The 25,378-nt window shown below is 30.1% G+C and carries 13 protein-coding genes; 4 read left to right on the top strand and 9 right to left on the bottom strand.

What is annotated here, in order from left to right:
- Positions 1-88: 88 nt before the first annotated feature.
- From MKD41_RS08165 to MKD41_RS08150, 4 genes are all read right to left on the bottom strand, one after another.
- A complete protein-coding gene (locus tag MKD41_RS08165; protein ID WP_240244939.1) occupies positions 89-2,164 on the bottom strand; it encodes a hypothetical protein in 2,076 nt (691 codons plus the stop codon).
- 11 nt (positions 2,165-2,175) lie between these two features.
- The gene (locus tag MKD41_RS08160; RefSeq protein WP_240244938.1) at positions 2,176-8,667 is read right to left on the bottom strand and encodes a hypothetical protein; all 6,492 of its coding nucleotides are present in this window, start codon (positions 8,665-8,667) and stop codon (positions 2,176-2,178) included.
- Between the two features lie 10 nt (positions 8,668-8,677).
- Positions 8,678-10,375: a hypothetical protein gene (locus MKD41_RS08155; protein ID WP_240244937.1), complete on the bottom strand. Its 1,698-nt coding sequence runs from the start codon at positions 10,373-10,375 to the stop codon at positions 8,678-8,680.
- 502 nt (positions 10,376-10,877) lie between these two features.
- Positions 10,878-12,986 (bottom strand): carboxy terminal-processing peptidase, encoded by a 2,109-nt coding sequence (locus tag MKD41_RS08150; protein ID WP_240244936.1) that lies wholly within the window; start codon positions 12,984-12,986, stop codon positions 10,878-10,880.
- 339 nt (positions 12,987-13,325) lie between these two features.
- Between MKD41_RS08150 and surE the strand changes: the two genes are divergently transcribed.
- From surE to MKD41_RS08130, 4 genes are all read left to right on the top strand, one after another.
- Complete coding sequence (gene surE / locus MKD41_RS08145) at positions 13,326-14,090, top strand: 5'/3'-nucleotidase SurE (RefSeq protein WP_240244935.1); 765 nt, start codon at positions 13,326-13,328, stop codon at positions 14,088-14,090.
- 9 nt (positions 14,091-14,099) lie between these two features.
- A complete protein-coding gene (locus tag MKD41_RS08140) occupies positions 14,100-14,384 on the top strand; it encodes a hypothetical protein (protein ID WP_240244934.1) in 285 nt (94 codons plus the stop codon).
- Between the two features lie 86 nt (positions 14,385-14,470).
- Positions 14,471-15,574: a lipid-A-disaccharide synthase gene (gene lpxB, locus MKD41_RS08135; protein WP_240244933.1), complete on the top strand. Its 1,104-nt coding sequence runs from the start codon at positions 14,471-14,473 to the stop codon at positions 15,572-15,574.
- A gap of 247 nt (positions 15,575-15,821) precedes the next feature.
- Positions 15,822-17,864 carry a ComEC/Rec2 family competence protein gene (locus tag MKD41_RS08130; protein ID WP_240244932.1) on the top strand — a complete coding sequence of 681 codons (2,043 nt, stop codon included), beginning with the start codon at positions 15,822-15,824 and terminating at the stop codon, positions 17,862-17,864.
- A gap of 5 nt (positions 17,865-17,869) precedes the next feature.
- Here the strand turns inward: MKD41_RS08130 and MKD41_RS08125 are convergent, their stop codons facing one another.
- From MKD41_RS08125 to MKD41_RS08105, 5 genes are all read right to left on the bottom strand, one after another.
- The gene (locus MKD41_RS08125) at positions 17,870-18,409 is read right to left on the bottom strand and encodes a thioredoxin family protein (RefSeq protein WP_240244931.1); all 540 of its coding nucleotides are present in this window, start codon (positions 18,407-18,409) and stop codon (positions 17,870-17,872) included.
- A 67-nt stretch (positions 18,410-18,476) separates the two neighbouring features.
- Complete coding sequence (locus MKD41_RS08120) at positions 18,477-20,054, bottom strand: peptide MFS transporter (RefSeq protein WP_240244930.1); 1,578 nt, start codon at positions 20,052-20,054, stop codon at positions 18,477-18,479.
- Positions 20,055-20,147: 93 nt separating this feature from the next.
- Positions 20,148-21,629: an MFS transporter gene (locus MKD41_RS08115; RefSeq protein WP_240244929.1), complete on the bottom strand. Its 1,482-nt coding sequence runs from the start codon at positions 21,627-21,629 to the stop codon at positions 20,148-20,150.
- 126 nt (positions 21,630-21,755) lie between these two features.
- On the bottom strand, positions 21,756-23,135 hold the full coding sequence (locus tag MKD41_RS08110; protein WP_240244928.1) for a peptide MFS transporter: 1,380 nt from the start codon (positions 23,133-23,135) through the stop codon (positions 21,756-21,758).
- Between the two features lie 61 nt (positions 23,136-23,196).
- Positions 23,197-25,356: a S9 family peptidase gene (locus tag MKD41_RS08105; protein ID WP_240244927.1), complete on the bottom strand. Its 2,160-nt coding sequence runs from the start codon at positions 25,354-25,356 to the stop codon at positions 23,197-23,199.
- Positions 25,357-25,378 lie beyond the last annotated feature (22 nt).

The raw sequence follows: 25,378 nt of genomic DNA, 5'->3' as shown, positions 1-25,378 counted from the left end.
CTCTAAGTTTGGTTAGATGAACTAAAAAAAAGAAGTTTTCTGAAAAAAATCAAAAAGCTTCTCAATTTCTCTAAAAAAATAGAGAGGTTTAATTAATGCTAACTGTTTCACTAACTTTAGATTTTCCACCGTCTGTAGTCACTACTTTTATTGCGTAAGCAGGGGATTTACTTGTTAAACGTTCTTTAAAAATTAATTCTCGGGTGTTTTTGTATTGCACCAAGTTTCCATCTTTATTCTGCTTGTAAATTACATACAAGGTTTCATTATTATGAAATTTGTATTTCCAGCTTAGAGTTATTTCATTTTTATCTTGCGTAACTTTTAAATCTTCAACAGGCGGACGTACACCTGTATCATAAGGTTTTCCCATTACTGGAACTGCAAAATCAGATTTGTTATCACTATCGTCTATTGCTTGTAATGAATAGTAATAGCGCGTTCCTTTTTCTACTTTTTTATCGACATATATTTTTTGATCATTTTGAAGTTGAGCCAATTGTTCCCATTCATCTTTAAGGTTTAATTTTCTGAAAAGAATCTGTTGTTTTACATCGCGACTTTTACTTAACGCAAATTCTAGATTTACATAGTCTTCACCTACTTTTACTTTTTTAAATACAGGAGTTGTTGGTGGTATAATATCGGGTCTTTTTACTTTTAAAATTTCTGAAAATTCAGAAGTGTTATGGTTAAAATCTAAAGCTTCAGTTCTATAATAAATATACGGAGTTAAAGATTTAAGTGTAACAGTGTCTAAAAAAACTGTTTGAACTTCATTTTGAAGGCTATCTAACGATAAAAACCCTTCTTTTATAACAGAAAATTCGTGCTCTGGACTGTTAGAGCGGTACAAACGATACCCCATTAAATCTGTTTCTTTATTTTTTTGAATATTTACAGTAACTACGCCTAATGAGTCTATTTTTCCGTCAATAAATATAGGTTTTACAGGAGGTACAGAATCTATAAGAGTTACTGAAATTGGAAAAGATGAGCTTACGTTGTTTGCGGTATCGAGCGCTTGTACTAAATAATAATTACTTTGTCCTTCTATAAAGCTTTTGTCTATAAATTTTCTAGCAGAGCTTGGCAGTAATTTATCGTTTATTAACGAAAAATATCCATCGCTTTTATCGGACCTTGAAATTGCGAAACCTTTAAAATCCGGCTCAATAGGGTTATTCATTTCCCATTCTATGTGCACTTCATCTGGTTTAGCATGTTTTGGTTGTTTTAAAAACGGTTTTTGAGGAGGTGTTAAATCACGCGGCATTCCGGTAACTTCAGCAAATTTAACGCGTTCTCCAAAAATGGTTTGAGCATAAAATCTATAGGTGTATTTTTGATAATTTACCAAACTATCTTCACTAAAACCATTGCGTTTTACACCTTCATAAGTTTTTCCTCTTACAGTATAAATTGGAGCGTCGTTTAATTTTTTATAAACACCATTTATTTCTCTTTCAACATCTACACCTGATAAATCTGGATGGTCTTCCCAAACAAAGCCCAATTGTGTATCTCCAGTTTTAATATATACTTTGTTTTTATATTGATTGTTATTTAAAGTTGTTTCAACTGAAACGGGAATGGATTTAATTTCATAAACAGCAGAGTTTTCAACTAGTTTTACACGGTAGGTGTATTTTTTTCCAGTTTCAACAGTTTTGTCTATATATGCTAAACCTAATCCTTTAGCGGCATTTGCATTTTTTATAGCGGTTAAAATAGAAACCATAAATTGAAAATCTTCATCTGCTTTTTGTTGTTTTAAATCTGCAATACCTTCTGAAAAATCAAATTCTCCACCAGTTTTTTCTTGACTTGAAATATAAAAATCTTGTGATATTTCAATTTGAATTTTTTCATCTTCTGTTTCTGCTTGTTCCAATGCTTGAAGCCATTCTTCTTCAGAAAAAGGTGTTGTTTTTGCTATTTCAATAAAAGTTTCAGAATTCCCTTCGGCTCTTTCTAGAATAAATCCACCCTGAAGACCTAAATCTAAGTTTTTTTTTCTGTCAGGTAAAAATCGTAATTCTACACCGTTAGTAGTATAACGTGCTGCAGCTTTAATTTCACTAATTGGGTTTTCTTGTGCATTTATTTTAGTACTTCCAAAAAATAAACTAATGATTAATATTATATATTTTGTGCTTTTCATAATTTTCTTTTTTAATGAGTCATTATTGCTCCTGAGCTTCCACTTACAAGTACTGGAACCCCAGTTCTAAAGTTTTTTACAATCGTTTGGTTTACAGGTGTACCGTTATTTTTAAGTGCGTTTGTCCAAGCTGAACCATTCCATTCCTTTAATGTTGCGGTTACTGTAAATCTATAGCTTTTATTTTCAGTAAGCGAATTAATTACAGGGGCTGGCTCAGGTGGTAAATCATCATAGTCATCAGAAGGTCCTGGAGCAGGGTACATCATTAAACCACTAGGTGCTACCATTGCACCTACAGCAGGTGTTGCTGCTGGTGTAAATCCGGCAGGTGCTGTATATGCCATACCAACTGGTGCTGCAGCTGCAACGGTTAATCCGCCTGCACCGCCACTTGGTGGCATTGGGGCAAATGTTGCTGGAGCAGCAGTAATTGAAATTGGTGTGGCTATTGTATATAAAAATTCTCCTAAATTATTTTCATTAGTTGTTAAACTTACAGTTGTCCAAGCACCTGTATCGTCATTTTTAACTTGTAAAACCTTACTTACAGTCATTTTAAATGTACGCATTTCTACAGTTCCATTTGCTTGTTGTTCCGAAACGTCAAATACTTCATCTGGATTTAAACCATACTTTACGGCAAGAGGTTCACTTGTAGGGAAATTAAAACTAGTATTAGGGTGAACATATTGTATTAAAGCATTTTCTTGATCGGCAGCTGCATCACCTTGTGTTACTGCTGCACCGCTACTAGCTCCACCATTATTACAGGAAGTTCCTTTTTCAAAGCTTTTATGAAAATTAAATGAAATTAAGTCAAAAACAGTAATTGAGCCATCAATTGCACCGGCTACATAGTAAGGGTTAGGGAATTCTCCGGTAATCCAAGCGCCTGCCGCTAAACTGGCAACATTTGTATTCCATTTAACACTACCATTCTTTTTATACTTTTTAACTCCAGCTCCGGCCATACCATACATACCTAAGCTTCCTTTTGCACGCCATCCGTTAATTCCAATAGGAGTGTTACCATTACAACTTCCTAAATATTGCATATATGATAGGTGTAGTTCGGCACCTGCGGCTAAATCAAAACTTAATACGTGTTTTTTATTACCATTGCTGTAATCTGTTAATTCTTTTTCACCGCTTTTATCAAACATAAAGCCAATACCCAGAGCAAATCCTTTTCCACTAGCAGTATTACTTCCAATACCTCCAGTTGAGGCTCCTCCTGCGCTAGGGTACGTACCAACAGCATTGTGGTAATTTGTTCTGAAGGTATCTGTAAATCCACCTGGATATGGAATATCATTTCCAAACATTAAATACTCGTATAAACTTATTCCAAATACATTTACGGTATTTAAATTAGCTGGTTCACCAAATTTAAAATACCAATTATTGGTTTTTCCATTAATATCCAATACCAAACTCATTGGACTAGGAGTTGTAATTGGTGGAGCATTTACATTTACGTTTGCACTTAAGTTAAAGTGTTTTTGAGGGAAATCGTAATCAACCGTAACATAACCATTTACTTTAGCTTTATTTCTTGTTGAAAAACTAGCTCCCACATAAAAGTCTCCTGTAAAACCAATATAGGTCATACCGCCACTACCAGAAAATGTTCCAAGTAAGCCAACATCTGCATTAAAAGTTTCTTCTTTTGGTGTGGTTGCTAATACTGCTTTTGCTCTAAAACCTAATGAAGAATGCTTTGGAGTAAACGTGTAGGTAGATCCAGATAAGGTAGCTTCCATATTTTTAAATGCGCCTCCACCAAAACCGCGGAAAGCCATTCCTGGTAAAAAGGTAATTCCTGGGGCAGGGAAAGTCGCTTCAGCTTCTACTCTCCAGTATCTATACCTTGATGAGTGTAAGTATGTAGTGTTTCCAAATTCAGCAAGGGCGCCAACTTTAATTCCAGGCCCTTTAAATTCTGCACTTAAAGTACCAATAAATCCGTCACCAAAAACAGGGTCGTCATTTCTAAATCCAATGGCACCATTTATTTTTACTGCAGCCATGTCAGCACTAATTGCAATAGAATCAATAATACCGCCAATAAATTCAGGTTCAAATTTCTTTCCTCCACTGCCAGATTCATCATTTATGGCAACTTCTGCTCCTAATGTTGTCATTCCTCCAATTTTGTCTGAAAGATTGAAAATAACATCAAAGTTTAGTTTTCCATGTAGTAGTTGATTTCCAGAGGTAGTCATTTCATTGTATTCAATCTCTTCAATTGTTACTGGGAAATTTGCCATTTTCTTTTGTGGGCTTGCAAACGACCAGTTACCAGAATCAAAGGCTAATTTGTTACTTGCTAAGCTTGAATCGTAATCAAAACCTACGCCTTCAAAACCAATTTCTATATTGATTTCATTTACAGGTCCTATTTCTGCATCTTCCCATGTGAAATCACCATTTAAATCCATTGTAAACGTTTTTTTATCTTTATCGAAATAACCAGAAAGGTTTGAAGTTTCGTCTAGATTCATCGTTCCTTTCAATAAATCGGCATTTATTGGTTGATCTGGTGTTAATGTAATTTGAAAGTTTTTGTTTTCTGCAGGATTTAATGGTACATTAAACAATGCTGAATAAGCTAAAGAGTCATCCATACTATTACCATCACTTACTGGAATTGCAATACGACCTTCAACACCTGCTTCTACAAAGCTACTAGATAAAATTTCTAAGTAAATACGATCTATACTTGCGGCCATATCTCCAACTTCTGCATCACCAAAAACTACCAAATTTTCAATTTCAGATTCTAAGGTAATTCCAGTATCATCAATAATCATATCATTAATACTAATTTCAATGGGGTCACCTTCAGGAGTGTTCATTTTATTTGGAGAGAATTTTAAGGTTAATTCTTCCATATGAAAACCTCTAAATAAATTGGTTGTTTCACCAGTGTAAATCGGTGGAAATTCAATTGCTGGTGCATTTGCTAAGTCTGACCAATCATAAGAAATATTGTCTGCTAAGATTATAAAATCGTGTGCTCCAGAATCTGTTGGTGCCCCAGAGTTAGGGTCGGGAATGGTACAAGAAATAACGGACTCCTCTAAATTTCCAATAAGGATTAAATCGCCCCAAGCACTTCCTGTAGCCACTAAATTTGCTTTTGCTTTAGAGGTGCCATCATCGGGTAATGGAATTAACCATTCACGTGTAAAATTAGCATCCAATTCAACTCCATAGTTTGAAAATCCAAATTCATTCCATTCAATATAACAACCAGGGTTATCTACTGTTGGTGCTTTAAAAGTAAAGGTAATTTTACCATTTATATTTCCAATTGTAATATCTTCTAAAAGTTCCATTCTTTCAGGTGGAAACTCAGGAGAATCTGGATGAAATTCTATATTTAAAGCTTTAAATCCAATTAATTGGATATCTCCCCAATCTGGTGGCGTTGTTTTTGCAGCCACAAGGTTAAATTCAGATTTGTCCGCTCTAAATACCATTTCGGTAATTGCTAATTGATCTCCACTAGGGAAGTTTAATCCTAACGGAACTTTTACTGGCATTACAGCTCCTGTTGCTGGATCATAATCTATTTCTTGTTCTGTATTGGCATCAATCCAATTCATAATATCTTCAGCATGTTCGTGGTTAAATGTGAGTCCACCACCCATTCCAATTAACCATGCAACTGGATATGTAGGTGCGGTATCGTGTAATTGAGCTATTATAAATCCTGTAACAAGGTTATTGTCTCCATCAATAGTAATATCTGTAAATTCAACGGTCATATCAGATTTTATCCAATCGATATACACTGTTCCAGTTCCTGAATAAGGACCTGGAGCCGCACCTTCTAGAGTTGTGGTGACTATTTCGAACTCTCCTTGGCCATTTACATGTTCGCCAGCAAATATACTTTCACCTAAAGTAAGATCACCTTCACCAACACCAGTGTTTAGAGCTAATAATTCTGGAGAAACAGGTACACATTTAACAGTAACACAACTTACTTCTTCATCACCTTCTTCTGGAAATAGAGGTGCGATTGTAAATGTGGCACAAATTTCTGTTGGGATTTCATTTTCAATAGTATATTCGTGAATAAACGGGCCGCTATTTATTATAGATTCTTCAGTAAAATCTCCGCCCCAATTTAAAGTTACAGTCATACTGTGTGTTTCTAAACTGTAATTTTCATTGCAATTTAATAAGTAATCGCGGTAAGCAATTACACCAGCTAAGGTTAAATTACGTGGGTAATCTTCTGGTTCTGTTTGAAAAATATTTAATTCTGGTTCAATGGCTTCTTCGTCTGTACATGCACAATTATCACCATCTGTTTCAGTAATATTACCTTCGTCTTGATCTTCATTACCTTCATTATCGCCATCAACTAGGTCATTTTCGTTATTATTGTCCGTTTCATCGCCTAAGAATTTAATGTCATCAAAACTGTCAATTAACCATTGTGGAAATTCTTTGCAGACAGTGTTTATACAAACAACTTCTGTTGTTTTAACGTTTATAAGTTTTAAGGTAATGCAAATTTCAGTTGGATTACCTAATATTTCGTCTGCAATATGGTCTTCATAATTATGATCAATTACTGGCTGCGTTCCATCGTATTGATTAACGGAGTGAACACAACCCCAATCTACATTTACAAATAAGGTAAATTGTGTTGGATCTATTCCGTCTAAAAGTTGTGACATATATGTCATACTCATAACATTAAAACCAGCTATTTGAATTAGATTCGGTTTTTCTTCTGATTGAGGTAAAAAAGTTAAAATATTTTTAAGAGCCTCTTCATCAAAATTTTCACAGTTTTGAGTTAGTTCATGATATTCTGACGGCCAGTTGGCTTTTAAATGCTCTTGTATATCACTTGGATAAGGTATACAGACTGATTTTTCACAAATAATATCCTTAGATTTTTTATCTCTTATAATTAATCTAAGGCAGATTTCAGTTGGTATTTCATTATTTCCCATTAAATAAACGTTGCTATAATTAAATGATTCCCCAAATCTGCTAACTTCATCTATGGTTGTTTCGTATCCCCAATCTACTTCTATATAAGAAGTGTAATTTTCAGGGTCTGAAATACCTATATGTGCCATATAATTTTCAGCCATTGTATCAATATGGTAGATTTCTACTGAGGCATCTTCACTAGGGTATCCTGTTGTAAAAGTTAGTGGAGAGATAAAGTCGTTGTCTGACATATTACAGCTAATGTCATTATCTCGGTTGTCTTCTTGGTTTTGAGCTTTCTCTTTAAGACTTATAGTGACTTCTGTTTTACAAGTTTGTCCTGTTGATAGTGAGCGTAATTCCATTTTAACAGTTACTCCAGTTGAAGCTGTAGTACTATTGTCTCCAAAATTATTGTAGTTATGAGTTTTATTAGTTGTGTTATAAGGTATAACATCCATAGAATGTGTACAGCCCCAATCGATATAAGTAGTTAGTTGGTATTCTGCTGGGTTAATAGTGCCAGCTACAAGAAGCCAAAAATTATTTTGGACTGCGGAAATACCGTGTAAATCTACAATGTCGCTATTACCAGTATCTACAAAAAATAGATCCTTTTTTAAGTCGAGAGGATTAATTGCGCAATTAAATACATCTGAAGATTTTGTGGTAGGAGCACCATTATTTTCTGAGCCATCATTTAAACCTTTAATATTAAAAGTTCCTATTTTAACAAAACTATTAGTACCTGATTTGTACGGGTTATCGTTAAAAGTTACCGGTTTTATACTCCACACATATTGAGTATCTTCATCTGGAGCATCAATATCTGTAGGCCAGTTAAATTGCGTACCGGCTATAATTTCTTCTTCAACTAAAGGATAATTAACATCAAAAGCTCTAGCGGGAGTTTGTTTGTCCTTCACTTCACTAATTGCAATAATATATTTTATGCCTTCATCTCCGGGTGGAGTAGGAGCAATAGGAGACCAAGTAAATATGGTTGAAGCTAAATTTTGTGCTAAAATTGTGGTATTTTCAATAGGGTAAATTAGTTCAGGTAATAGATAGTCTGTAATTATCATAGGTTTACAGAAACTTTCTTGCTTTGTTAATATATTTCCTTTTAAATCTACTAATGAAACACAGAAAGAATACATTCCTGCAGGCAATAAACCCGTTTGAATAATGGTTTTTTCAATGGAACCATAGAATGTTAATGCATTGTAAGGCACTATTTCATCAGCTAAAAAAGTTTCAGAACCAAAAGGCAAGTACATAATTGGCATTTGATTAGCTTTAGTTTCAGCAACTAATTCGTCGTCTTTATATATTTTAGTTTGTATTTTATATTCGTAATCTTCATATTTTTCATTTGTATTTACAATGGTTAACAAGGCTAGTTCAGCTCTATCTACCCATTCAGATATTTGAGGGTTTGGGTTTGTGTCAACATTTAAGCTAACATTAATTTCTTGTGCATTTAATTTTATAAAAACACTTAAAATGAATACGAATATTATATGTAATTTTTTCATAATGTTAGTTTTAGAAATTTTGTAGTAATGCAAATTGCATTCTATGTTCGTTTGTAATTGCATTTGGTTTTGAAGAACCATATTTGTAGTTGTTTAACCTATACGATAAGTTAAACAGTAATTTTTTTGTGATTTTATATTTTGCTTTAAGACGCATACTAAATCTATGGTCTGTGGTAAAGCTATCTCTTGTAATATTTGCTAGATTAAAACCTAAAGAAGGACTTAATTTTTTATCGAAAAATTTGTAACTAAAAGTTGTTCCATAGTTGCTCATTTTTATAGTGCTTAAAGGCATTTCATTATTAAAAAATAAACTGATAACATTTATATTTAAAGGCATTTCTTTAAACATTAGATTGTAATTTAAACTTACAGTTTTAGATTTGGTAGCAACAAAAGCACTGCTAACAGCATCGTATTGATCAAAAAGGTTTAAACTTCCATTTACATTAATTTGATGGTTTATTGTTTTCGTTTCAAAATTATAAGAAGGAGCTAAAGAAAAAGAATTGTTGATCATTTCAACTCGTATTAAATTATTTATTTCATTATTGTTAAATCCGAAATTTGAATAATTTGCATTTATTGAGAAAGCATCACTTATTTGAGAAAACACATTAATATTACTAATTCCACGTTTGGTACTTTGTAAGTTGGTGTTTTTAACATTGTTTGTTCTAATACCAAACATACCGTTAATAGATGTTTTATCGTTAAATAATTTAAAACTAGATCTTAATTTATAATCTAATATATCGGTTTCTATATTTCTATATCCAACAGGTATAAAGCCAGGGCCAATGTATTTTACTTCACCACCAATTGTAAATTTTTTAGAAATCCAATCTAATGAGGAAACATGAGAAATATCTGCTTTACTAGAAGCATTTATGGTTATAAAATCGCTTAAAGATTCTATAGTAGCATCATTTATTGCAAATGTGTTATTTAAATTGCTTGTAAAAATAGAAGCGGCGGTTTCTGTTTTAAAAAGTAATTTTTCTACAATTTTAAACTCAATTAAAGGTGAAATTGTAATTCCTTCAATTGGGTCATCATATAAAGGTGTGTTAGTTACAGAATTAACATCATCTTTAACTTTTACAAAGTTTAAGGTAACTTTTGGACCATCAATTTTACCATAACCAATTCTTGTTGCTATTATTTTTTGTTTATAAGCACCAACAATATTATATAATGCGTCAGATTCTATTGCTCTTTGTGATAAACCATAGTTGGTTGAAAAAATAAATTTGCCAGGATTTATGTCTATACCTATTCCAAAAAGAGGGGTGTCTCCTGTTGTTAATAATGAATAGTTTGGAGTTTGTGATCCTAAATAACCTTTTAACCATTTGTATTCTGGATTTATACTAATATCGTTTTTAGGATTTTGAATAAAATCGATTAAGTTTTCTTCTGGTAATGATGGTAGGTTGTAGAGCGTTTTTTGATTGCTGATGCTAACACCAAAAGGAATAGATAAATATTCTCCTATTTGTATTGTTGCATTTGCATTTAACCGTAATTCGTTCTCTGGATATTTTGGTCTAAAGGTTGGATAATTTTCTTCAGAATAATTATAAGTATCGAAAAATAGACCAATATTTCCACTAAAAGTAATTTTTTGTTCTTTCTTTTGAGAAAAGATAAAGCTACTTGTAAAAATAAAAAGCAAGGTAAAAAAATAATGTATTGATTTCATTAATTAGTTTGTTTAAATGTATATAAACTGGTACTTAAATTTGTTACCTATTTTTTTTGAAAATTTTATAAATAAGTAAAAAACACTAATTTAAAATCTAATATAAATCATCTATTCAGTTTTAAGAATGGTGATTCTATAAACTGTTAGTTTGGTTAGATTATTTGATTTTTTTAGCAATAGTTGGTAATGAAAATAGTAAATTTTAATTAAAAAATAAAAAAAGAGTATCTTTTTATAAAATATAAGGTATTGAATGATAGTTTTTTAAGGTGAGTTTTGTGTGTTTAAAGTACTTTTTAATACGGTTTATTTAGTAAAATAAAAGACGTAGGAAGCACTTAAAAGGTCAATGTTAAGTAGAAGGTAGAGGTTGGTTTTGTTGTTTTAGATTTATAAAAAAAGAGGTCGTCTAAAAGTTTATATTAGATGACCTCTTTTTATTTTTAGATTTATAATTTTTAGTTTAAATAAAAATTATAAAACAATATTATGTGTTAAATTAATTTTTTACTAAGTGATTTTTAGATCTTATTTTTAATTCACTCAATACATTTAAAGCTTCATCCACATAAATATCTTTTTTTAAGTTTTTATGCCAAGCGTTTCGTTTATCTGCTAAATCTTTATCTGCTTTAATTTTAGGAAGCTCGTATTGAGGTGAGTTAAACGTAAGGTTTGTTGTAAAATCTTTAATAGATTGATATTTTAAAGATTCATTTTTATTGTTTTCAATATCTTTTTTGTAATCATCTAGGCTTAAGTAAATTAAAGTATCGTCTTGCGTGTCTTTTAGCCATTTAGCATTATCATTAATAAGTTTAAAGTTGTTGTTGTTTGAAATTCGTTTTTTACTATTATTAATTACGCTATCAAAATTTTCGTAATTATTCCATAAGCTATAGTTTGCTTCTGGTACTTTATCATAAGCTAAAGGGTTTGTTAAGTCTCTTTCTCCAATTTCTAAATACATAAATCTGTCTGGTAAAACAATATCTGAATGTACACCTTCTAATTGTGTTGAACCACCGTTAATTCTATAAAACTTTTGGACAGTCATTTTTAACGCTCCAATATCTTCTTTTAAATTGTGATACCTATTTAAGTCTAAAACACGTTGTACAGTTCCTTTACCATAAGTTTGTTTTCCTCCAATAATTACAGCTCTTTTGTAATCTTGCATAGCGGCAGCAAATATTTCAGAAGCTGAGGCAGAGAATTCATTTACGAGTATTACCAATGGGCCGTCCCATTGAATTTTAGAATCAACATCTTTTAATACATCAGCATTTTTATCTCTTGATTTTACTTGAACTATAGGTCCTTTTTCAATAAATAACCCAGAAATTTCTACGGCAGTTTGTAAAGAACCTCCACCATTATTTCTTAGGTCTATTATTAAACCTTCAACATTTTCTTTTTTTAGGCGTTCAATTTCTTGTGCCATATCTGTTGTAGAGTTTCTATAGTTTTTCTCGTCAAAATCTATATAGAATTTAGGTAAATGAATTAGTCCAAATGTACGGTTGTCTTTTTTTACAACACTAGATTTTACAAAAGTTTCTTCTAATTCTACAACATCTCTAATTATTGAAATTACTTTGGTAGTACCATCAACTTTTTTAACAGTAAGTCTTACTTCTGTTCCTTTTTTACCTTTAATATATTCTATGGCATCTGATAAACGCATACCTACAATATTTACGGGTTCTTCATCTCCTTGTCCAACTTTTAAAATAAGATCTTCAGCCTCTAGCTCACCTTGTTTCCAAGCAGGTCCACCAGAAACTAGCTCACTTACTTTGGTATAATCATTTTTCTTTTGAAGTCTAGCACCAATACCCTCTAATTTTCCAGAAATATCTTGGTCAAATCCTTTTTTAGCATCAGGATCGTAATAATTAGTATGTGGGTCAAATTCTTCAGAAATACTATTTATATAAGTTGAAAACCAGTCAGATTCATTCAATTCATCTAAACGCATAAAAAATTCATCCATATTTTCTAAGGTAGATTTTCTAGCTTCAATTTCTAAAGCTTCTGCTGTTTTTTTCTTGTATGAATTATCTTTTTTAAACTTATCTTCTTCATCATTTATTTTATCATAAAGTTTAGATAAAGTGCTAAATTTTAGTTGTTTTTCCCAATTAACAATTAATTCGTTTTTAGTTTTTGCATATTGTTTAGTTTCGTAATCTACATTTAATGTATCTTTTTTATCAAAGTTGAAACTAGTGCTTAAAATTTCTTTATAATACGATTTAGATTCTTCTGTACGTTGTGTAAAACGTTGGTGAACTAAATTAAAAAAGCTTAAATCTTCTTTTTTTATTTGATCGTCAATATCATTTTTGTATTTTGAAAATTCATCTATATCAGCTTGTAGAAAGTACCTTTTTGAAGGGTCTAAAGTTTCAATAAATTTGGTATATACGTTTTTTGAAAACGAATCATTTATTTCTTGCGGGTGGTAATGCCATTGTGTTAATACATAATTTAAGATAGTTATTAAAACTTTATCTTTAGGGTCTGTATCATTAACTTTTTTGAAACTTGTTGAAAAAGCAATTACAACAATTACGGGTAATATAAATTTAAATTTTCTAATCATTTTTTTATACTAATAGGTGTATTATAAGATTACGAACTACTAAAATAGTGCCAATATTTTAGATTTGTGCCTAAATTAACTTTTTTTTATAAATTCAACGAGAAAGTATAAATAAATTAGTCATTTTTAGTGAAAAATTGTAAAAGTTTTAGTTAAAGTAGTTACTATTTATGGTTATTTTAATTAAGTACTTTTAAATAATATATTTTGAGATAATATTATATTTTATGTGGTACAATAGTACTTAAAACAAACGTTAAACTATCTTTATAAAATGTTAAAGTTAAATTTATTGAAACCAAATAAAATATAGTAGCTTTGTTCTTTAAAATTTAAAATATGGATAAAAGACCTTTAATTTTAGTGACAAATGACGATGGTATTACAGCTCCGGGTATACGTACTTTAATTGCTGTGATGAATGAAATTGGAGATGTAGTTGTAGTTGCTCCAGATAGTCCTCAAAGTGGTATGGGACACGCTGTAACTATTAGTGAAACTTTATATTGTGATGCTATAAAAGTAGATGATGGACCGCAAAAAGAATATAAATCTTCTGGAACTCCAGCAGATTGTGTAAAACTAGCAGTAAGTGAAATTTTAGATAGAAGGCCAGATTTATGTGTTTCAGGAATTAATCACGGCTCTAATTCATCTATAAATGTAATTTATTCAGGAACAATGAGCGCTGCAGTTGAAGCCGGTGTTGAAGGAATACCAGCTATTGGTTTTTCTTTATTAGATTATTCTTGGAATGCTAATTTTGAAGTTTTAAAACCTTTTATAAAACAAATTGTTTTAAATGTTTTGGAGCATAGTTTACCAGATGGTGTAGTTTTAAACGTTAATTTTCCAAAAAGCGAAACATTTAAAGGTATTAAAATATGCCGTCAAGCTCGTGCAAATTGGGTAGAAGAATTTGATAAACGTATTAATCCGCAAGGAAAAGTTTACTATTGGCTTACAGGAAAATTTATTAATATGGATAAAGGTGAAGATACTGATGAATGGGCTTTAGCAAATAACTTTATATCTGTGGTTCCTGTTCAATTCGATTTAACAGCGCATCATTTTATTCATAAATTAAATAATTGGAATTTATAATTTTTTTTAATGATTAAAGAAATACTAAATGGTTTTATTGTAGGTTTAATTGCTACTGCTTCGGGTACTTTTATTTTTATTGAATTTTTTTCTAAATACGATTTTTATATCAGTTTAGATTTAATAAAAGAAGGTAATTTAGAAGGTAAAGTGTTAGCTTTAGGGGCTATAGCAAACTTCTTTGTGTTTTATATATTTTTAAAAAAGAAACAAATTTATAGAGCGCGTGGTGTATTGTTTGAATCTTTTTTTATAGCTTTTTTAGTGTTATTATTAACCATTTTTTCAAAGTAAATCAGGCTAAAATATACTGGTTAATTTTGTTGTTTAAAAATAATTGAGAACAAACATCTTGTATTTTAAAATAAAAATTTAAACCTATGAAATATTATATTATTTCAGGTGAAGCATCTGGAGATTTACACGGTTCTAATTTAATGAAGGCATTGTTTTTAGAAGATAAACAGGCTGAAATTAGATTTTGGGGAGGTGATTTAATGGCTGAAGTTGGCGGAACCCTGGTAAAACACTATAAAGAAAGAGCTTTTATGGGTTTTGCTGAAGTTGTAACTAACCTTTCTACAATTTTAGGGTTTATAAAATTCTGTAAAGAAGATATTTCTAATTTTAACCCAGATAAAATAATTTTTATAGATAATTCTGGTTTTAATTTACGTATTGCTAAATGGGCAAAAGCAGCTAATTTCCATACAGTATATTATATTTCTCCTCAAGTCTGGGCAAGTAGGTCTGGAAGGGTTAAAGATATAAAAAGAGATATTGACGAAATGTATGTAATTCTTCCATTTGTAGAAGATTTTTACAAAAAGTTCGATTATAAAGTAACTTTTGTTGGTCATCCTTTATTAGATGCTATTGCAAATAGACCTCAAGTAAAAGAATTAGAATTTAGAAAAAAGCATCAATTAGGTGAAAAGCCAATTATTGCACTTTTACCTGGTAGTAGAAAACAAGAGATAAAAAAACTACTTGCCGTTATGTTAAAAATGGCTGATAAATTTACAGATTATCAGTTTGTAATTGCTGGAGCTCCAAGTCAAGATTACCATTTTTATCAACAATTTATCAATAAAGAAAATGTGAAATTTGTTAGCAATAAAACCTACGACTTATTGTCTGTTTCTTATGCTGCAATTGTAACTTCTGGAACGGCAACCTTAGAAACAGCATTGTTTAAAGTGCCAGAAATTGTGTGTTATAAAACAAGTTGGATTTCATACCAAATTGGAAAACGTTTAATTAATTTAAAATTTATTTCTTTGGTAAATTTAATTATGAATAAAGAAGTGGTTAAAGAGTTAATTCAAAACGATTTTAATGAAAAATCTTTAGAGGCAGAACTTCATAAAATTTTAGACGAAGAAAATCGTACTAAAATGTTTTTAAACTATTTTGATTTAGAGAAAAAATTAGGCGGTAAAGGAGCTTCGCTTAAAACTGCAAAAATGATATTTAAAAGCTAAGGTTAGTTAAAAATAAAATTTAATAACCCTAGCCTTTAAGAAATAACTGAAAATAATATTTTAAATGCCTTTTATAGCATACTTTAGGTGTAAAACTTATATAAGATTACAACGTAATTAATAAAACCGTATTTAAAATTACGCTATAAAACTAGTTTTAATAATGATATAAGTCATTTTGCAACTTTTGTTACTACATTTTAAGTTTTTAAAGACACTAAAATATTTTTTGTAGCTTTAGCAAGCTATGTTTAAATTTTTAAAGTTTATACCTGTACAATTAATCTTTTTTTTGATAATTGGTATTTTAGTTGGAAGTAACTATTACTTTCAGCCTAATTTATTGGTTAAAATTCTTTCTTTTTTACTTGTAGTATTATTTGCAATTTATGTGTATACAAACAGACAGATAAAGTCTAATATAATATTTACGATACTTGCCTTTATACTGATGTTTTTTATTGGAACTTCAACCATTACTTTTAAAAACCAACTCTATAATAAACAGCATTATACAAATAGTTCTAGTTTTAAACCTAAAAGCAATACTATTGCTACAATTGCCATTAAAGAAGTCTTAAAACCAACCTTAAAATATAATAAGTATGAAGCTGAAGTTGTGCAGTTACAAAACACTAAATCAATTGGAAGTATTCTTGTAAATATAGAAAAAGATAGTAGTAAGGTTGATTTAAATGTAGGAGATAATATTGTTGTTAGCACTTTATTTTATGAAATAAATAAACCATTAAATCCTTATGTGTTTAATTATAAAAAATATTTAGAAAATAAACAGATTTACCATCAAATATATATAGATAATACACAGCTATTTAAAAAGACTACAACTTCACATTCTTTAAAAAGAAGTGCCGCTAAATTTAGAAATAAGGTTATAGCATCTTTAAAAAAGTATGAGTTTAAAGATAATGAATTAGCCGTAGTAAATGCACTTTTATTAGGGCAACGGCAAACAATTTCTAAAGATTTAATAGAAAGTTATTCTGATGCTGGTGCCATTCATATTTTAGCTGTTTCTGGTTTACATATTGGAATTATTCTATTAATTCTTACTTTTTTATTAAAACCTTTACACTATTTTAAACACGGGAAATTTATTTCAAGTGTACTAATTGTTTGTCTGCTGTGGATGTATGCAATTATTGCGGGTTTGTCACCTTCAGTAGTAAGAGCCGTAACCATGTTTACGGCAATTACAATTGGAATGTATTTAAATAAGCCTTCAAATATTTATAATACATTGGTAATTTCAATGTTCTTTTTGTTGCTTTTTAATCCGTATTATTTATACGACGTTGGATTTAAATTAAGCTATTTAGCGGTTTTTGCAATTGTTTGGGTACAACCTAAAATTGTAAGTTTATGGAATCCTAAAAATAAGTTTGTTTTTAAAATGTGGGAATTATTTGCGGTATCATTAGCTGCGCAATTAGGTGTTTTGCCATTAAGTATTTTTTATTTTCATCAATTTCCTGGTTTATTTTTTCTCTCTAATTTGGTAATTATTCCTTTTTTAGGATTTATTCTTACAGTTGGAATTATAGTGATAGCGCTTTCTGTTATTGAATTACTACCACAGTTTATGGCAGATATTTTTAATGCTATTATTTGGTTGTTGAATACTTTTGTTGAATGGATTGCAGACAAGGATGTTTTTATTATTAAAAATATTACGCTTTCATTACTCTTAATGTGTACACTATATAGTTTTATATTTTTTGCTTTAAAATGGATTGAAAAGAAAACTTTTTATAGGTTGATTTTAGTTTTAGTTGCTTTTATAAGCATACAAGCAGTGATGATTTTTGAAAAGAAAAAACTACAATCAACAAAAGAATTTATTGTTTTTAATGAAAATAGGAATTCTGTTATAGTTTGTAGATTTGGTAGTAATTATACAGTATATACCTCAAAAGATTCAATTGAAAATTTATACAGTATTAAAGCGTATGTTTTAGGGTTAGGGTTAACAACAGTGACTAATCAAAAACCAATTAAAAATTTGTATGCATTTAATAATGAAACAATTTTGGTAATTGATAGCTTAGGAATTTATAATTTTAAGAGTATTAAGCTATCAATTATAGTAGTGCAAAATTCTCCAAAAATTAATATGGAACGGGTCTTAAAAAAGCACCAACCCAAAAAGGTAATTGTAGATGCTTCAAATTATAGAAGTTATGTAGAATTATGGGAAAAGACTTGTATAAAAAATAAAACTCCTTTTTACTCTACTATGCAAAAAGGAGCTTTTATATTAAAAAAATAATTTAATTATTCTTTAAATTCATATTTAAAATTGTTTTGATAAGTTTCCCAATCACCTTGTGCTGTTATATTTTTATAATCATCTGTTTCAAATAATTTTAAGTACAACTCGAACTGTTGAGGTGTTTTATAACCTGGTAGCGGTGCAATTAAATTATTTTCTTCATCTAAAAATATAATAGTAGGGTAGGCTCTTACGCCAAAGTAACCTGCTAATTGATGTGAACTATTTCTACCAGTTTTACTTGAATCATAATTTGGATTAGTAAATGTATGGTCTTTAAAATTAATAGTTTCGTTTCCTTCAGCATTAAATTTTACGGCGTAATAGTTTTCGTTTACATATTCTACTACATCTTTATTGCTAAAGGTATTTTTATCTAGCATTTTACAAGGTCCACACCAAACTGTATATGCATCTATAAATATTTTTTTAGGAGTTACTTTTTGAGCTTCAACAGCTTCTTCAAGGCTCATCCAATTTATTTTTTGAGCTGATACAGTTAAGCTACATAAAGCAATTGTTAAAATAAGTAATTTTTTCATGTTATATTTTTTTCTGATTTCTAATTCTGACGCAAAAACGCTGCCAAAATTACAAAGAGTTTTAAATTTATTTAACTCCGTGCATTAATTTTTTCATAATTGGAGTTAAAGATATTATTATTATACCTGCAATAATTGGTACAATTGTAAAAATTAAAAAGAAAGTACTCATAGAATATTTAGTAGTAATTTCATCAATCATTCCACCCATTGAACCCGCTAATTTATTACCCATACCTACAGCGATATACCATAGTCCAAACATCATTGCAATCATTTTTCCTGGTACTAATTTAGAAACATACGATAATCCTACAGGAGATAAACTCAGTTCACCTAAAGTGTGTAATAAATACGCTAATATTAACCAAATAACACTAACAGAAGCTGTTTTTGCTCCTTGAGGAATACTTGCTGAACCATATGCTAAAACTGAAAAACCTAATCCTAATAATATTAGACCAATTCCAAATTTAACAGTAGCTGGTGGGTTAAATTTACTTTCCCATATTTTAGAAAATAGAGGTGCAAATGATATAATAAAGAATGAATTTAAAATACCAAACCAAGAAGCAGGAATTTCTGTAGAAGTTTGACTAAATTGATTTTTTAACATTACAATAACAATAATCCAAATTATAGCGAAACTAAGCCCTAAAAAGGTATTTGATAAAGCATATTTTTTAAACGTAATTTTGAATAATTGTAAAAGAACATAAGTAATAATTGCTAACGGAACAACTGTTAATAAGGTGTTTGCTATTCTAAAAACATTAGCAGCACCACCTTCTAATATTCTATTGGTATAATCTTTAGCAAAAATGGTCATAGAACCACCTGCTTGTTCAAAAGCAGCCCAAAAGAAAATAGTAAAAAATGCTAAAATACCTACAACAATATATCTATCTCTTTGATGGCTAGCAGGCACATCATCATAGCTTTTTTCTTTTCCTTTTTCGTTTTCAATAGCATCAGAAATATCTACTTTTTTGGATGGTTTTAAGCCTACTTTACCAAAAATATTTTGTGCAAACCAAAATTGCAACATTCCTAAGAACATAAAAATACCAGCTAAACCAAAGCCATAATGCCATCCATAAGTTTCACCAACATAACCACATAACATTATTCCTAAAAAAGCACCTGCATTTACACCCATATAAAATATGGTAAAAGCACCATCTTTTTTTCCTTGAGCATTTTTATAAACACCATTAATAATTGAAGTAATATTTGGTTTAAAAAAACCATTACCAGCAATTAATAAACCAATACCAAGGTATAATGCCCAAGGTGTATCAAACGCCATTGCGGCATGTCCTAAGGTCATTAAAAAAGCACCTAAAGCAACAGCATTTCTGTAGCCTAGAAGTCTATCTGCTAAAATACCACCAATAATAGGGGTAAAGTAAACTAACATTGTGTATGTTCCGTATAAACCTAAAGCATCTTCACGGCTCCAAGCCCAACCACCATCCATTAAAGCGGAGGTTAAAAATAATACAAGCAAAGCTCGCATTCCATAGTAGGAGAATCTTTCCCACATTTCTGTAAAGAATAGAATGAATAATCCTGATGGATGTCCCATCAATAATTTGTTATTCATTTCTGTACCTTCAAATTTATACTTTGTTAGTGTACTCATAATTTTAATTGTTAATTTTTATTTTTTTAATTAGCTTTTAAATTTTAGTTATCTTTTTTGATTAGCGACAAATACATTCGCTAAATATTTTAATTAAGCTTCAAGTTCTGCTTTTTCTTTAGGTTTAATTACCATTTTATCGTAAATAGATAAGGCTATAATTGTTATAATTCCAATACCAACAATTACATACCATATTTTATTTGGGTTGTAATTATCCCATAACATTTGAGTCATTTCCCAATGTTCCATTCCAAGTTTTTGTTCAGCTAGCGTTAAGTAATCATTTTTTGTAAACGACTCTGTTATTTCAGGCATTTCAATACCTCTGGTTTTCATTTCAGTTTGTAGTAATGATAATTTATCTGACCAAGACTGGTAAAGGTTACCAGAAATAAGTTTTGTTAAAAAGTTACCGGCTGCAACAGGTAAAAAGTAGGTTCCTTGATATAAGGCTTCTTTTCCTTTAGGCGATATTAAAGCAATAAATGATGAGAATGTTGGGTTTGTTGTCATTTCACCAACAGCAAAAATCATTGTACCTAAAACGGTAAACATTACATTGTTTGTATAAAATGTAATACCAATACCAATGGCAGCAATTATAAAACCACGAATCATTGCACTTACATGTCTCATTTTAATAACAAAGTAAGAAACAAACATTTGTAGCGTTACAATCATTAAGGCATCTATATTAGTAAACCATTCAGGTTTAATTTGTCCGTTTTCACTTAATAAGTTTCCTAAGCCAGGCCAAAAATTACTAATTGATGTACTTAAAGCCGAAGAATCTACCCAGTCTTCAATAAAGTTTGGTAATGTGTAAAATAATTGGTTGAACATAGTCCAGAAACCAACCATTAAAATTAATAGAACAGTTAATCTCGTGTCTTTAACTGCTTCCCATATTTTTAATAATGAAGTTCTTATTGCCGCTCCAAAAGATTCTTTTTCAGTTTTTTCTCTTTCAGGTTCTTTAAAGAAAAATAAAACTAATAATAAGTTAATACCAATAACAACGGCAGCCTGAATAAAAATTAATTTCCATCCATAAGTAGATCTTAAATATGATGATGATGCAGGTCCAATAAACCCACCTATATTTACCATCATATAAAAAATTCCAAAACCTAAAGTTCCATTAGACTTATTAGTTGACTTTGTTATAATAGCTGATGCAACAGGCTTAAACATTGCGGCTCCAATTGCAACAAATAAGAATACAAAATACATTGCCCAATAAGTATTTACTTCTCCCATTAATAAATATCCTGCAATTAAGATTGTGTAAGAAATTATTAAGGATAATTTATATCCAATTTTATCTGCAATAACACCGGTAAATATTGGTAGAAAATACAATAATGCTGTAATATCAGACATTATATTTCCTTTTTGAATATGGTTAAAGCCTAATCCGCCTTTATCTGTAGACCCTACTAGGTATAATGCAAAAAGAGTAAAAACTCCATACCAGGCCCAACGCTCCATAAGTTCCATAAAACTTCCTAACCAGAATGTTTTATTAAAAGATCCAACTGTTTGTACAAACGATTTTTTTTCTGTACTCATTATATTTGATTTTTAGAATACAAAAGCTCAAGTAAAAAATTACCTGAGCTTTTATAAATATTTATTTTAAATGTTCCATTAATTATTTAGAAATATATTCAAATCGGGTTTCAAAATTAATCAAAATTATTCGGTGATCACATGTTCATCGTCTTCTGCTCCGTGTGTTAAACTTTCAAGTTTTTTACGGAATACCATTACTAATAATCCAAAGATTAAACAGAAAAGTGCAATACCTGTAAACACGGTGTATTCACCTAAATCTTCTGCAGATTCTCCTAACAATCCGGCAACTTTATTTCCAATACCTGTCATTGCAAAATATATCCCCATCATTAATGAAGCATATTTTGCAGGTGCTAATTTTGTAATGTATGATAGTGCAACTGGTGAAAGACATAATTCTCCAACAGTATGAAATAAATAGGCTAAAACTAACCAGTACATAGCTGAAGTCCCTGTAGCTTCAAATTGTCCTGCTGCTGCAGTCATAAAAAAGAAACCAAATCCCATTATCATTAAACCTATAATCATTTTAAATAAAGAGGTAGATATTTTTCCTTTTAATTTTCTATTTGCCCAAAAAGCAGCAACACCAGTTCCTAAAAATATAATAAACATTGCGTTTAATGATTGAAACCAAGATGCAGGTACTTCATTTCCAATAAATGGAAGTGAGAATGATAGTATTCTATTTGTTTTTTCTGAAGCATAAATGTTTAATAAACCTCCAGCTTGTTCAAATGAACCCCAAAATACAATTACAAGTAAAAAAGAAATGAACAATACAATTACTCTATCTTTTTCTATTTTAGTTAAAGGTTTATTAAAAGCGGCTTTATCTTCTTCACTAGATTCACCTATAAAATTACCAACAGATTTTAAAAATTTTTGACCAGCCATATATTGAATTAAACCTAAAGCCATACCAATACCTGCTAATCCAAATCCATAATGCCATCCATAAACTTCACCAACTGTACCAACAATTAAACTAGATAAAAACGCACCAACATTAATTCCTATGTAAAAAATGGTAAATCCTTTATCTCTTCTAATATCTCCTTTTTGATATAAACCACCAACCATTGTAGAAATATTTGGTTTTAGCATACCCACACCGGCAATAATTAATCCTAAACCTGTATAAAAAGCCCACATTTCTTCAATTGCCAATATACTATGTCCGGCTACTAATAGCAAACCTCCATATAGTACTGATTTTTTTTGTCCTAAAAATTTATCAGCAATCCATCCACCAGGAATAGACATTAGGTATACAAGCATTGTATAAGTTCCGTAAAGTGATAAAGCTTCTCCATTTGTCCAACCTAAACCGGCATTATCGCCATTGGTTTTAGCAACTAGATAAAGTACTAAAATTGCACGCATTCCGTAGTAGGAAAATCGCTCCCACATTTCAGTAAAAAATAATACATACAGTCCTACTGGATGCCCAAAAAGTTGTTTATGTGTTGGATCTGTTTTTAAAGTATTGCTATTCATATTGTTGATTATAAGTTATATATTAAATTTATAATTATTTCAGATATACTGATAATTGTTCCTAATTTCCTAAATTCTTTTTGATAAAAATAGTCATTTTATTGTACAAATGTAATCTTGTGTTTTTTCCTCTATAAATTCCGTGTGTTCTATCAGGATAAATAGCTTGGTTAAAAGGTTTATTAGCAGCAATTAAAGCATTGCTTAAACGCATTGTATTTTGTACGTGTACATTGTCATCTCCACTTCCGTGAACTAATAAAAATTTACCTTTTAGCATATCTGCATAATTAATTGGTGAATTTTCATCGTAACCAGCAGGGTTTTCTTGTGGAGTTCTTAAAAACCGTTCGGTATAAACTGTATCGTAAAAACGCCAGCTTGTAACAGGTGCAACAGCAATTGCCATTTTAAATACATCGTTTCCTTTTAATAAACAATTGGTACTCATATGTCCACCAAAGCTCCATCCCCAAATTCCAATTTCATTTTCATCAATATACGATCTTTTAGCTAATTCTTTAGCGGCATCAATCTGATCTATGGTTTCGTATTTTACTAAGTTTAAGTAGGTCGATTTTTTAAAATCTGCACCTTTAAAACCAGTTCCTCTTCCATCTACACAAACAATTATATAGCCTTGTTGTGCTAAATGTTGAAACCAATAGTCGTTTGCACTGTTCCAAGTATTGCTAACCGATTGTGATCCAGGACCCGAATACTGAGTCATAAATAATGGGTATTTTTTGTTAGCATCAAAATTAGATGGTTTTAACATCCACGCATTAAATTCGCCATTTTCAGTTTTTATAGTGAAGAATTCTTTTTTAGATAAATTGTAATTCTCTAATTTTTTTAAAAGTTTATTGTTGTTTAAAATTTCTTTTAACTGTTTTCCTTTTGAATTATGAAGCGTATAAACAGCAGGTGTATTTACATCGGTAAAAGTATTGATAAAGTAATTTAAATTTTTACTAAATGAAGCGCTATTTGTACCAGAAGCATTTGTTAAACGTTGTTTGTTTTTTCCATTTAATTTTATAGAATAAACTGTTCTGTTTATAGAGCCGTCTTCAACAGATTGGTAGTAAACGGTTTTTGATTTTTCGTTAATTCCATAGAAATTAGTCACTTCCCAAGTACCTTTTGTAATTTGGTTGATTAGTTTTCCTGCTTTAGAATAGTGGTAAATATGATTAAAACCGTCTTTTTCGCTAGTCCAAATAAAACTATTGTCGTTTAAAAAAGTTAAATTATCGTGTACATCAATATATGCTTTATCTGTTTCATTTAAAACAACTTTGGTTGAATTATCAGTTGCATTTATAAAATATAAATTCAAATTATTTTGATGGCGATTTAATGTTATAACACTTAAAAAATTAGCATCATTTGTCCATTTTATACGTGGAATATACTCGTAATTGTCTAAAGTTATTTTTGAAGTATTTGTACTCTCTAAATTATAAAGATGTAAGGTTACAATTGCGTTTTTTTCTCCAGCTTTGGGGTATTTAAAAACTTGTTGTGTTGGGTATAAATTATTACCTGTAAGTTGCATAGAAAACTCAGGTACTTCGGTTTCATCAAAACGTAAAAAAGCAATATTTTTACTATCTGCACTCCAATCAAAAGCGCGCACAAAAGAAAATTCTTCTTCGTATACCCAATCGCAAATACCATTTATAATAAAATTCTTTTTACCATCTGAAGTTATTTGAAGCACTTCATTTGTTTCTAAATTTTTAATATAAATATTGTTATTTTTTGCGTAGGCAACTTTTTTGCTATCTGGAGAAAAAGTAGGTTCTTGTATTTTTTCTTCATCAATTAATTGCAATTTTTTAGAAGCGATGTCATACACATAAAAAATACCTAAACTAGATCTTCTATAAATTGGTTCGGTTTCAACACCTAATAACAATTTGGTTTCATCGTTGTTAAAATCATAACTTTCAAAAAAAGCAATTTCACTTAAATCTTTGCTGTTAACTATGGTTTCAACTTTTTCTAAAGTAGCGTAACTATATTTGTCTACCGTAGTACTTCTAGAGGCTCTATCAAAATTTAATAACGAATAAAAATCGCCATCCATAGAGTTTAAGGAGTTCATTCTTTCGGTACTAAATGTACCATTCCAAATTTCGTTTAAGGTAATATCTTGTTTTTGTGCTGTTGCTAAGGAAGTTACTATAATAAATACAAAGAGTAGTTTTTTCATGAAATTATCATTTCTTAAAATA

Source organism: Lutibacter sp. A64 (assembly GCF_022429565.1).
Taxonomy (GTDB): domain Bacteria; phylum Bacteroidota; class Bacteroidia; order Flavobacteriales; family Flavobacteriaceae; genus Lutibacter.
Note: the sequence above shows the minus strand (reverse complement) of the source record. Positions and strands in the feature narration are given on the sequence as shown.